Here is an 11,371-nt window from a genome sequence, read left to right on the forward strand (position 1 = left end):
CGCTGCTGCCGCTCACGCAGGCCAAACTGCCCTTCGTGCCGCTGAACGATTTCGCGCCGGTGGGCCAGGTGTCGCGCCTGCCCTACTTCCTCGCGGTCTCGGCCACGCAGCCCTACAAGAGCGCGAAGGACCTGCTCGCCGACCCGAAGGCGCGCGATGGCGCGCTGGCCTATGCGAGCAACGGCATCGGCTCGATGGCGCACATCGGCACCGAAATGCTGATCCAGCGCGCGGGCGCCAAGATGATCCACGTGCCCTACAACGGCTTCACGCCCGCCATCGCCGATCTGGTGACGGGACGGACGGTGATGGTGATGGCCGATCTGGCCCCGCTCAATGCGCAACTCCAGGACGGCAAGCTGCGCCCGCTGGCCGTCGCGTCCGAGAAACGCTCGCCCTTCCTGCCGGATGTGCCGACCCTGGCCGAGGCCGGCTACCCCGGCACCGAGTTCGAGGTGTGGCTCGCGCTCTACGCACCGGCCAAGACACCGCGGGCCGTGGTCGACAAGCTGTCCGCCGAGCTGAACAAGGTGCTCGCCAACCCCGCCACGCGCGAAGCCTTCGTGCGCCTGGGCCACGAGGCCGACTACGCCGCGCCCGATGCCGTGCGCAAGCGCATCCAGGCCGAGCAGAGCGCCTTCGCGCCGGCCGTGCGGGCCGCTGGACTGGCCGCGCAGACCAACTGACCACGCCCCCATGGACCTCCAACGCTCCCCCGACGACGACGACACCACCGCCCAGACGGCCTCGCACCACCTGCTGCAGGCGCTGCTGGACCACGGCGTCGAGTACCTGTTCTGCAACCTGGGGACGGACCACGCGCCGCTCATCGAAGAGATGGCGCGGTGGCGCGAGCAAGGGCGGGCGTTGCCCCAGGTGGTGCTCTGCCCGCACGAGAACACGGCCCTGCACATGGCCGGCGGCTACGCCATCGCCACCGGCCGCGGCCAGGCGGTGCTGGTGCATGTGGATGCCGGCACGGCCAACTCGGCCATGGCCATGCACAACCTGTTCCGCGCGCGCGTGCCGGTGCTGCTGATGGCCGGCCGTGCGCCCGCCACCACCTTCAACCAGGTGGAGGGCGGGCGCGACACCTATGTGCACTTCGTGCAGGAGCCCTTCGACCAGGGCAGCGTGGTGCGTCCCTACGTCAAGTGGGAATACACGCTGCCCTGGCCGTCGATGGCGGCCGAAGTCATCGCCCGCGCCCACTCGGTGATGCAGAGCGACCCGCCGGGCCCCGTGTACCTGATGCTGCCGCGCGAGATGCTGGCCGCGCCCTGCCCGCCGCAGGAGCTGCATCCCTTTCCGGCGGCCAGCCACCGGCCCGTCAAGGCCGGCGGCGCGCATCCGGCGCCGATCCGGCAGATCGCGGAAAAGCTCGTCGCCAGCGAAGATCCGCTGCTCGTCACCGCCTACGCCGGCCGCAATCCGCGCACGCCTCGGCTGGTCGAAGAACTGGCACGGCTCATCGGCATGCGCGTGTGCGAGTTCAACAGCGTCCACCTGAACATCCGCCGCGACAGCCCCTGCTTCGCCGGCTACCTGCCCGGCCCTTTCGCCGAGAAGGCCGACGTCGGCCTGATGCTGGATGTCGACGTGCCCTGGGTGCCGAAGACCACGCGCGTCAACCCGAACGCCTGGTGGGCGCAGATGGACCTCGACGCCATCAAGCGCGACATGCCGATGTGGGGCTTCGCCACCCACGCACGCATCGAGGGCGACAGCGAACTGCTGCTGGCCCAGCTGATCGACGCGGTGAAGGCGCTCGCCACACCGGCCTTCGAGGCGCGTGCGGCCGAGCGGATGAGGAAGCTCGAACGCGAACATGCCGAGCGCCAGCGCAGGATCGACGCCGCGGCGCAGGCGCCTGGCGAGCGCGGCGCCATCAACCCGGCCTACCTGTGCGCCGCCATCCAACGGGCGCTGCACAGCCGCGACACCGTGCTCAACGAAGGCATCCGCAACACGCTCACGGTGTTCGACCAGGTGCCGCGCAACGAGCCCGGCACGCTGCTGGGGCTGCCGGGTGGGGGGCTGGGCTTTTCGGCCGGCACCGCGCTGGGCGTCAAGCTGGCGCGGCCCGACGCCCGCGTGGTGCATTTCGTCGGCGACGGCACCTTCTACTTCAGCAATGCCACCTCCACCCTGGCCGTGGCGCGGGAGTATGGCCTGCCGATCTTCACCGTGGTGCTCGACAACGGCGGCTGGTCCGCGGTGAAGGAAGCCACGCTGCGCATGTACCCCAAGGGCCGCGCCTTTGCGACGGACGAGTACGCATCGGTGCTGCCCACCGGCATGGACTTCGCCGGCGTGGCCGAGGCCGCGGGTGCCCATGGCGAGCGGCTGGCCGACCCGGCCGATGTCGAGGCGGCCGTCGCCCGCTGCATCCGCGCACTGGACGAAGGGCGCAGCGCCTTGCTGCACGCGCGCATTGCGCCGCTCTGAGGGGCGCTGAACAAGGGGGCTCCAGTACCATCCGGGCGACCCGCAGGCCGCCCCATCGGGAGGCCGCCCGACCGAAGCCGCATCTTGACGAACAAGCCCGCCGCGCGCAGCAGCCAGCGTCGACCCTCCCCCGCCCCTTCAGCCCCTGCGCAGCCGCGGCGCAACCTTCCCTTGCTGCTGCTGCAGGTGCGCGCCGCCATCGTGGGCCGCTTCCGCCATGTGCTCAAGAAGACGGGCCTGACGGAGCAGCAGTTCCGCATCCTTCGCGCGCTCCATGTGCGGGGCACGCTGGAGCCGCGGGAGCTCTGTGCCATCTGCCATATCTCCAGCCCCAGCCTGAGCGGCGTGCTCGCGCGCATGGAAGGCATGGGACTGGTGCAGCGCGAGCGGCACCCGGACGATCAACGCCGGCAGCATGTGTCGCTCTCGCCCCAGGCCCGGCAGATGTTTGCCGACGTGAGCGAGGACATGGAGGCCGTCTACCAGGAACTCGAAGCGGCCCTGGGTCCCGCCTTCGTGGACCAGATGTACGCCATGTGCGACACCGTGCTCGCGGTACTCGACACATCGGGGGAGCAGCTCCCGGCGGAAGACGACGCCTGAGGGCGCGGTTGCGGCATGCGCGCTTCAGCGTCGGCGCGCGCACAGCCAGGCCCGCGCGCAGCGGCATTCGTCAGGCCGCGGCTTCAGCCAGGTCCAGCTTGCGCTTCGCCGCCATCTGCCTGCGCACCGTGCTCCAGACCGTCCACACCAGCATCACCGCCGTCGCCGCCAGCAGCCCGCCGCTGATCGGCCGCTCGATCAGCACCATCGGGTCGCCGCGGGACAGCAGCAGCGTGCGGCGCAGGTTCTCTTCGAGCATGGGCCCGAGGATGTAGCCAAGCAGCAGGGGCGCGGGTTCGAACTTCAGCACCATGAGCGCATAGCCCATCACGCCCAGCACGGCCACCATGTAGATGTCGAACTCGTTGTTGTTGACGCTGTAGACCCCGAGCGCCACGAACACCAGGATCGCCGGGTACATCCACGCGAAGGGAATGCGCAGCAGCGCGACCCAGATGCCGATGGTCGGCAGGTTCAGGATCACCAGCATGATGTTGCCCAGCGCGAAGCTCACGACCAGGCCCCAGAACAGCGCCGGCTGTTCGGTGATCAGCATCGGCCCCGGCTGGATGCCGTGGATGATGAGCGCGCCCAGCATCACCGCCATGACCGCGTCGCCCGGAATGCCCAGCGACAGCGACGGCACGAAGGCCGTCTGCGCGGCGGCGTTGTTGGCCGACTCGGGCGCGCTGATGCCGGCGATGGCGCCCTTGCCGAAGGCCTTCGGGTCGCGGCCCACGCGCTTCTCGATGGCATAGGACATGAAGGCCGCAATGGACGGGCCCACGCCCGGCAACGCTCCCAGCGCGCTGCCGAGGGCGGAGCCGCGCAGCATGGGCGCGACGCTCTCGCGGAACTCCGCGCGCGAGGGCACCATGGACCTCATCGACACCGGCTCGGGCTTGCGTTCCATGTCCGGCGAGTTGATGCAACGCACCACCTCGGCCACGCCGAACAGGCCCATGGCCAGCGCGACGAGGTTGATACCGTCGGTCAGTTCGATGATGCCGAAGTCGAATCGCGAGACGCCTGAGTTGACGTCGGTGCCCACCATGCCGAGCAGCAGCCCCAGCACCACCATCGCCAGGCCCTTGGCCGCCGAGCCGATGCTCATGGACGAGGCCGCGACCAGGCCGAGCACCATCATCGAGAAGAACTCGGCCGGGCCGAACTTCAGCCCGATGCTGGCGATCGCCGGCGAGAACAGCACCAGCAGCACCAGGCCGGTCATCGCGCCGACGAGCGAGGCGATGGTGGTGATGAACAGCGCCAGCCCCGCCCGCCCCTTCTGCGCCATGGGGTAGCCGTCGAGGCAGGTCACGGCCGACGACGGCGTGCCCGGCAGGTTCAGCAGGATGGCCGCGGTGGAGCCGCCGTACTGCGCGCCGTAGTACACGCCGGCCAGCATGATGATGGCCGCCGTCGGCTCGATGTGGTACGTGATGGGCAGCAGCAGCGAGATGGCCGCCAGGGCGCCGATGCCCGGCAGCACGCCGACGACGGTGCCCAGCAGCACGCCGAAGAAGCAGTAGGCCAGGGTCATCGGCGCCATCGCCACCTGGAGCCCGAGAAGAAGGTTGTTGGCCAGATCCATGGGTGTCGCTTACCAGGGCAGCGCGGAGACGGTCATCTGCAGGCCGACCACGAAGATGAGCACCGTGAGGGCCGACACCACGGCGGAGACGACGAGCTTCTGCCGCATCGGAATGCGCGCCGGAATCAGCGCCACCATCGACGCGCCGAAGGCCGCCACTACGACGCCCAGCGGCTGCAGCAGCGCCGCGAAGAGCACGATGCTGGCCGTGCCGGTGGCCAGGTTGCGCCACTGCACCTTGATGGGCGCGCCCTGCCGCCACCATGCGGGCAGCGCCACCAGCAGGCCAAGCACGGCCAGCAGCCAGCCCAGCACGATGGGAAAGTAGCCGGGGCCCATGCGGCCCGCCGTGCCCATGGTGTAGCGGCTGGCATACAGGCCGAAAAATACGCCGATGACGACCAGGGCGATGCCGCCGACCAGGTCGTGGGTGTCTCTGTGTTTCATGGGTTCCTTCGTCGCTTCGGCACTGCGGAAAACCGCGCAATGCCGCCACCCTGGGGTGTGCCGAAGGATGTTAGGACCGGCAATCGGCGCGCTGCATGAGCGTCGCATTGCCGTTTGGCAAGGGTCGATAGACGCGGAGAGCGGTGGCTGCCGCCGCGCTCACGGCAGGCGCCCGGCCCGCACTTCCATCACCACCGCCAGCGTCTCGCGCAGGCGGCGGATGCGCCGCTCGTTCTTCAGCGTCCTGCGCCCCCGCCCATAGATCGCGGCCTTGAGCACCAGCCGCAGCTGCTCGCGCTGCAGCCGGCGCTTGAGCCGCATGGCGCGCCGGCCGTGGGTGCGGCCGATGGCGCGGCGGGCGCGCAGGCGCTCCAGCGGATCGCCCAGGCGTTCGCGTTCGTCGTCGGGCAGCAGGTCGCGCTCGGGCACCAGGGCCTCGGCCTGCGCATGCAGGTAGGCGCCGGTCTCACGGGTGGCGGCGCGCCAGATGAGGGCCGCGGCCAGCAGCAGAGGCAGGCCCTTGGTCAGCAGCAGCAGGCTCACGCCCAGGGTGTCGGCGCCGAACCAGCCTTCCAGCCAGGGCGAGTTCCAGACGAAGTGCATCGCCCACGCCAGCGCGAAGAAGCCCACCGCCACGCCCACGCGCACCCCGCGCGGCTGTTCCCTGTGGCGCATGAACCAGGCGATGCCGTAGGCGGCCACGGCGCTGAAGGCGGCATGCGTCCACAGGCCCGACAGCACGCCACGGCTCAGCAGGTTCCACAGCACCGGGTAGACCTGGTTTTCCAGCGGAAAGCGGATGGCCGCGCGCACCGTGTACGCCAGGTTCTCCATGACCTGGAAGCCCAGCCCCGCCATGGCGCCGACGATGAGCACCGACAGCTCGGTGCGGAACTGCCGGCGCGCCATCTGCACCAGCAGCAGCACGCCCGCGAGCTTGAGGAATTCCTCGGTGATGGGGCCGGCCAGCGCCGGGCCCCAGGTGGCGGCGAACTCGGGCGACACCTGCTTGGCCGCCAGGCTCTGGATGGCGCGGTTGGCCGGCGCCGCCAGCGTGGGCGCGGCCAGGCCGCCCCAGGCGAAGGCCAGGCCGTAGGCCGCGGGCCGGTGCTGGGCCAGCAGGTCCATGGCGCCGAAGGCCGCCATGAACAGGCGCGCATACAGCGCCCAGGCCAGCGTGCCCAGCAGCGCGGCGACGGGCACCACGCGCAGGCCGGTCAGGTAGAGCTGGCCCATGGACCACAGGCCGAGCAGCAGCAGCGCGACCATCAGCCAGAAGGCGGCGCGGCGCGGCTGGAAGAAGGGCTCCTCGGCCTCGAAGGCGCTCAGGCGGTCCAGCGGCGAGGGCTCGGCCAGCGCGGCGGGGGAGGACAGCGTGGTCATGACCGCATCGCCTCCGCGCAGCGGCTGCCGGGTGCGCCAGGGCCGTCGTCGCGGCGGAGCCGGGCTGCCGTCACGTGGCCCCCAGGTCCATCGTGGCCAGCATGTCCTGCGCCTCGGTCAGGGCCTGGGCGGCGGTGTCGGCGTCCTGGTTGGGGCCGGAGCCATCCACCGTGACGGCGACGGCCCGCGACGGTTCCACCAGCACCCACATGCGGCCGCTGAGCCGCGCGCCGTAGTAGGCGAAGGTGGTGCCCTGCAGGCCCCAGTCGGTGAAGAAGCCGGAGGGCTCGCCGGCCACCCGCAGGCGGTAGCCGCGCTCCAGCAGCCGCTGCTCGCGGCGCAGCGGGCCGTCGGCATCGCCGTGCCAGGGCGCCACCTGCACCGCGAAGCTGTGGCCGCCCTTGACCAGCACCAGCGACTGGCCGGGCCGCGAGCGGGCCACGTCCATCTGCCAGCCCGGGGCGGGCACGAAGCGGGCGGGGCCGACGCGCAGCGGCTCGCCCTCGGCCAGCGCCCGCGCGCCCGGCGTCGCTTGGTCCCACCACTGCAGGCCGCCCACGTAGAGGGCCATGGCCGCAGCCAGGGCCAGGGTGGCGGGCCAGGTGGGATGGCCGTGACGGGCGGCGGCGGCAGGCATGCGGCGATGCTGCCATAGGCGGGCGTCGCTTCGCTGACGGCCGAGGCGCTGACGCGCCGCGCGTTCACCCTTTTTCGGTGTCCAGGTGGGCGTCGCAGCCCTGGCCGGCGGCGATGTAGCGCCGGGCCAGGCGCGCCAGCAACGGTGCGGCGCGGCGCAGCGGCCGGGGCAGCCAGCGTTCGGGCTCGGCGATGAGGCCGCAGCGGTACACCGCCTCGTCCGCCCGCCAGACCAGCGCCGCGCAGGCGCCATGCAATCGACGGCTGGCGACCATGCCGAGCGGACAGGGCTCGTGCGCGCAGCACACGCCGCAGCCGTTGCAGGGCGCGCCGTAGGCAGGCTTCTCGGGCGCCTCGGGCTGCAGCAGGATGACGCGGTGGGCGCGCGGCGCAGTCATGACGCTGGCGCCAAGCGGCCGAGTCCTGGGCCATCCGTCGGTGCCTCGCTCCCTCTCCCCTCGCGGGAGAGGGTTGGGGAGAGGGGGAGCCCCGCCACGACACACGATGCCGTGACGGCGTTCGCGCCCCCTCTCCCCCACCCCTCTCCCGCGAGGGGAGAGGGGCTTGACGCCCGACGACCGGCGCTCATTCAGCGGCCAGCCCAGCCGGCCAGCACCTGGGGCAGCCTCGCCATGTCGTCGAAGGTGGTGGCGGCGCCGACCGCCAGCAGCGCCTGGCTGCCGCTGTGGCCGGGGCCGCCCGGGCTGTAGCCGAACACGGTCGCGCCCGCGGCCACGCCGGCAGTGGCGCCGGTGACGGTGTCTTCCACCACCGCGCAACGCTGCGGCGCCACGCCCAGGGCTTCGGCCGCAGCCAGGTACACGTCGGGATGCGGCTTGCTGCGCGGCGTTTCGTGACCGCTGAAGATGCGGCCCTCGAACAGGTCGAGCAGGCCCACCTTGGCCAGTTGCAGCTCGACCTTGCGGCGGTCGGCGCCGGAGGCGCAGGCGATGCGGCCGTCCAGCCGCTGGTGCAGTGCGCGCACCGCTTCCACCGCGCCGGGAATGGGGACCAGCTCGCGCGCCAGCGCCTCGTTGCGGCGGGCCCAGAAGCGGTCGAGCCAGGCACGGTCGATGTGCACGCCGGTCTTCTGGTGGATGAGTTCAGCCTCGTCCTTGACCGCCTTGCCGACGAAGACCTGCATCGCTTCTTCCTCGGTGATGGCCCAGCCCAGCTCGCGCAGTTCGGCCACCAGCACGCGGTGGGTGATCGGCTCGGAATCGACCAGAACGCCGTCGCAGTCGAAGAGGATGGCGTCGAAGGGGAAGGCGGAATCAGGCATGGGCTCGGAATGCGCCGAGACGGCGCAATGCGTCGGAGGGAGGAGTGGGCGGGAGCCGCGAGCATAGCGGCCGCCATGTCCCCGGCGCGGCCGCGCGCCGACTTGCCCCTCGGGCGGATGCGCTCAGCCCTGTACCGGCACTTCCCGCGGCGGCGGGCCGTCGTAGGTCGGCTGGTATTGCCGCGGGATCGGGCCCTTGATGCGCACGTCCTGCGCCGTCTGCTCCCACGCATGGGCCAGCACGCCGACCGAGCGCGACAGGCAGAACAGGCCGCGTGCCAGCGGCGCAGCGAAGCCCAGTTCGGCATAGATGACGGCGGTGGCGCCGTCGATGTTCATGGGGATGGGCTTGCCCTTGGCGGCGGACAGGCGGGCCTCCACCGCGCGGCCGATGCGGGCGAAGCGGCCGTCCACCTCGCCGGCCGCCGCGGCCTCGTCCACCAGCGCCAGCAGGGGGGCCGAGCGTGGGTCCACGGGATGGAAGCGGTGGCCGAAGCCGGCCACCACCTTGCCGTGCACGGCGACGAAGGCGTCCAGCCCTTCCTGCACGGCACGGTCCTCGCCGGCGCCGGCGTCGATGCGGGCGGCGATGTCCTGATACAGCTCGACGGCCTGCTCGCCGGCGCCGCCGTGCACGTCGCCCAGCACGTTGACGGCCGAGGCCATGGCACTGTTCAGGCCCACGCCGCAGGTGGCGGCCATGCGCGCGATGGCGATGCTGGGCGCCTGCGGCCCGTGGTCCACGGCGGCCATGAGGGCGGCCTCCAGCAGGCCGGCCTGGCCGGGCGTGGGCAGGTCGCCGCGGGTCAGCAGCCAGATCATCTGCGCCAGGCTGACCCGCTCGCGGATCAGGTCCTGGATGGGGTAGCCGCGGTAGCGGATCACGCCGGGCGACATGTCGATGATGGACGTTCGCCACCAGTCCTCGGTGGTGCGGCGGGCGTCGGGGGCGGCGCCGGCCGGGGACGCCGCCACGGCAGCAGCGCCGGTCGGCAGGGATGCGGTGTCGGTCATACGGCCTCGTCCTGTTGCAGTTGCGCGATCTCCTCGGCCGAATAGCCGAGGCTGGCGAGGATCTCGCCGGAATGCTGGCCCAGCATGGGCGGCGGCGTGTCCACCCGCGGCGCCTGGCCGTCGATCTTGAAGCCGGTGCGCACCACGTGGATGTCCCGGCCCACGCCCGGCACGTCGGCGAAGCGGCCGACCATGCCGCGGCCCGCCACCTGCGGATGCGCCAGCGCCTCGGGCACGCCGTAGACGGGCCCGGCTGGCACGCCGGCCTGGTTGAGCAGCGGCCACCAGGCGTCGGTGCTGCGCGCGGACAGCGCCTCTTCGAGCAGGGCCTTGAGTTCGGCGCGGTGCCGCAGCCGGCCCTGGCGTTCGGCGAAGCGCGGGTCCGCCGGCAGCTCGGGCCGCTCCACCACGCGGCACAGCGCCTCGAACTGCTCCTGCTTGTTGGCGGCGATGTTGAGCAGCCCGTCGGCGGTGCGGAAGGTGCCCGAGGGGCTCGCCGTGAAGTTGTCGTTGCCCATGGGCTGCGGCGCCTGGCCCGCGATCAGGTGGTTGGACACCACCCAGCCCATGGTCGCCATCACCGCTTCGAGCATGGCGACGTCGATGAAGGTGCCGCCCGTGCGCTGCCGGTCGGCCAGCGCCGCCGCGATGGCGAAGGCGGCGGTCATGCCGCCGATGGTGTCGGCCATCGGGTAGCCCACGCGCAGCGGGGCGCTCTCCGGCGCGCCGGTGATGCGCATGGTGCCGGACATGCCCTGGATGATCTGGTCGTAGGCCGGCAGGTCGCGCAGCGGGCCGTCCTGGCCGAAGCCCGAGATGGCGCAGTAGATGAGCCGCGGGTTCTCGGCCAGCAGCGCGTCGTAGCCCAGGCCCAGGCGCTGCATCACGCCTGGGCGGAAGTTCTCCACCAGCACGTCGGCGCTGCGCACCAGGCGGCGCAGCACCTCCTTGCCGGCGGGCTTCTTCAGGTCGACGGTGATGGAGCGCTTGCCCGGGTTCTGCGCCAGGAAAGAAACGCCCATGTGCCGGCGGTTGAGTTCCGGATCGGCGCCGAGCTGCCGGGCCAGGTCGCCGCCCTGGCGGCTTTCCACCTTGATGACGTCGGCGCCCATGTGGGCCAGCTGGTGGCAGGCGAAGGGCCCGGCCAGCACGTTGGTGAGATCGAGGACGCGGATGCCGCGCAGCGAGGTGGCCATGGGTTCCTCAGTCCACCCGCGCGCCCGATTCGCGCACCGCCGTGCCCCAGCGTGCCTGCTCGCTCTTCATGAAGGCGCCCAGCGCGGCCGGCGTGCCGCCGCGGGCCACGCTGCCCTCGTCGCGCAGGCGGGCCACCACGTCGGGCCGCTGGAGGGCGGCATTGGCGGCCGCATTGAGCGCATTGACCGCCTCGGCCGGCGTGCCGGCCGGTGCCACCAGCGCCTTCCAGTCCTCGGCGACGAAGCCGGGGTAGCCGGACTCGGCCACCGTCGGCACCTCGGGCAGTACCTCGATGCGCTGGGCCGAGGTGACGGCCACGGCGCGCAGCTTGCCGGCCTTGACCATCGAGATGACGCTGGGCGGCGTGGCGAAGTAGATGTCGGTCTGCCCGCCCAGCATGTCGGTGATGGCGGGGCCGGCGCCCTTGTAGGGTACGTGCATCACCTGGATGCCGGCGCGGCGCGCGAACATCTCGCCGGCCACGTGGCCCACCGTGCCGGTGCCGGCCGAGGCCATGGTCAGCTGGCGCGCCTGGGACTGGGTCTTGAGGTCGGCCAGCGTGTGGATGGCCGAGTCGGCCCGCACCACCAGCACCACCGGCTGCGAGGCGAGCAGCACCACCGGCGCGAAGTCCTTGGCCGCATCGAAGGGCATTCGGCTGTAGAGCGCGGGGTTGATGGCCAGGTTGGCCGTCTGGCCGGCGCCGAAGGTGTAGCCGTCCTTGCGGGCCTTGGCGACCGCGTCCAGGCCGATGTTGCCGCCGGCGC

General features: G+C 72.0%; 12 protein-coding genes. 3 read left to right on the forward strand and 9 right to left on the reverse strand.

Annotation, left to right across the window (positions count from 1 at the left end):
* The 3 genes from NS331_RS23850 to NS331_RS23860 all read left to right on the forward strand — a co-directional run.
* On the forward strand, window positions 1-686 hold a 686-nt coding region (locus tag NS331_RS23850), incomplete at its 5' end, for a Bug family tripartite tricarboxylate transporter substrate binding protein (RefSeq protein WP_058644416.1).
* 10 nt (window positions 687-696) lie between these two features.
* Window positions 697-2,448, forward strand: coding sequence for a thiamine pyrophosphate-requiring protein (locus NS331_RS23855; RefSeq protein ID WP_058644417.1), 1,752 nt, complete (start codon window positions 697-699; stop codon window positions 2,446-2,448).
* 84 nt (window positions 2,449-2,532) lie between these two features.
* On the forward strand, window positions 2,533-3,051 hold the full coding sequence (locus NS331_RS23860; protein WP_082702729.1) for a MarR family transcriptional regulator: 519 nt from the start codon (window positions 2,533-2,535) through the stop codon (window positions 3,049-3,051).
* Window positions 3,052-3,121: 70 nt separating this feature from the next.
* Here the strand turns inward: NS331_RS23860 and NS331_RS23865 are convergent, their stop codons facing one another.
* The 9 genes from NS331_RS23865 to NS331_RS23905 all read right to left on the reverse strand — a co-directional run.
* Window positions 3,122-4,645: a tripartite tricarboxylate transporter permease gene (locus NS331_RS23865; RefSeq protein ID WP_058644419.1), complete on the reverse strand. Its 1,524-nt coding sequence runs from the start codon at window positions 4,643-4,645 to the stop codon at window positions 3,122-3,124.
* Window positions 4,646-4,654: 9 nt separating this feature from the next.
* Entirely contained in the window at window positions 4,655-5,092 is a 438-nt protein-coding gene (locus tag NS331_RS23870) for a tripartite tricarboxylate transporter TctB family protein (RefSeq protein WP_058644420.1), read from the reverse strand.
* 159 nt (window positions 5,093-5,251) lie between these two features.
* The gene (locus tag NS331_RS23875) at window positions 5,252-6,475 is read right to left on the reverse strand and encodes a PrsW family intramembrane metalloprotease (RefSeq protein WP_082702730.1); all 1,224 of its coding nucleotides are present in this window, start codon (window positions 6,473-6,475) and stop codon (window positions 5,252-5,254) included.
* Between the two features lie 70 nt (window positions 6,476-6,545).
* The gene (locus tag NS331_RS23880; RefSeq protein WP_058644421.1) at window positions 6,546-7,112 is read right to left on the reverse strand and encodes a hypothetical protein; all 567 of its coding nucleotides are present in this window, start codon (window positions 7,110-7,112) and stop codon (window positions 6,546-6,548) included.
* A 64-nt stretch (window positions 7,113-7,176) separates the two neighbouring features.
* Window positions 7,177-7,509, reverse strand: a complete 333-nt coding sequence (locus NS331_RS23885; protein ID WP_058644422.1) for a hypothetical protein — start codon at window positions 7,507-7,509, stop codon at window positions 7,177-7,179.
* Between the two features lie 191 nt (window positions 7,510-7,700).
* Entirely contained in the window at window positions 7,701-8,393 is a 693-nt protein-coding gene (locus tag NS331_RS23890) for an HAD family hydrolase (protein ID WP_058644423.1), read from the reverse strand.
* Between the two features lie 123 nt (window positions 8,394-8,516).
* The gene (locus tag NS331_RS23895; RefSeq protein ID WP_082702731.1) at window positions 8,517-9,407 is read right to left on the reverse strand and encodes a citryl-CoA lyase; all 891 of its coding nucleotides are present in this window, start codon (window positions 9,405-9,407) and stop codon (window positions 8,517-8,519) included.
* A complete protein-coding gene (locus NS331_RS23900; protein WP_058644424.1) occupies window positions 9,404-10,603 on the reverse strand; it encodes a CaiB/BaiF CoA transferase family protein in 1,200 nt (399 codons plus the stop codon). Before NS331_RS23900 ends, NS331_RS23895 begins: the two co-directional genes overlap by 4 nt.
* Before the next feature lie 7 nt (window positions 10,604-10,610).
* On the reverse strand, window positions 10,611-11,371 hold a 761-nt coding region (locus NS331_RS23905; RefSeq protein WP_058644425.1), incomplete at its 5' end, for a Bug family tripartite tricarboxylate transporter substrate binding protein.

It is taken from the genome of Pseudacidovorax intermedius (assembly GCF_001476815.1).
Classification (GTDB): Bacteria; Pseudomonadota; Gammaproteobacteria; order Burkholderiales; family Burkholderiaceae_C; genus Xenophilus; species Xenophilus intermedius_A.

Bases quoted from the DNA above. Each gene is read 5' to 3' on its own strand.
- NS331_RS23855 (WP_058644417.1), top strand. From the start codon at position 697: ATGGACCTCCAACGCTCCCCCGACGACGACGACACCACCGCCCAGACG.
- NS331_RS23865 (WP_058644419.1), bottom strand. From the start codon at position 4,645: ATGGATCTGGCCAACAACCTTCTTCTCGGGCTCCAGGTGGCGATGGCG.
- NS331_RS23870 (WP_058644420.1), bottom strand. From the start codon at position 5,092: ATGAAACACAGAGACACCCACGACCTGGTCGGCGGCATCGCCCTGGTC.
- NS331_RS23875 (WP_082702730.1), bottom strand. From the start codon at position 6,475: ATGACCACGCTGTCCTCCCCCGCCGCGCTGGCCGAGCCCTCGCCGCTG.
- NS331_RS23880 (WP_058644421.1), bottom strand. From the start codon at position 7,112: ATGCCTGCCGCCGCCGCCCGTCACGGCCATCCCACCTGGCCCGCCACC.
- NS331_RS23885 (WP_058644422.1), bottom strand. From the start codon at position 7,509: ATGACTGCGCCGCGCGCCCACCGCGTCATCCTGCTGCAGCCCGAGGCG.
- NS331_RS23890 (WP_058644423.1), bottom strand. From the start codon at position 8,393: ATGCCTGATTCCGCCTTCCCCTTCGACGCCATCCTCTTCGACTGCGAC.
- NS331_RS23895 (WP_082702731.1), bottom strand. From the start codon at position 9,407: ATGACCGACACCGCATCCCTGCCGACCGGCGCTGCTGCCGTGGCGGCG.
- NS331_RS23900 (WP_058644424.1), bottom strand. From the start codon at position 10,603: ATGGCCACCTCGCTGCGCGGCATCCGCGTCCTCGATCTCACCAACGTG.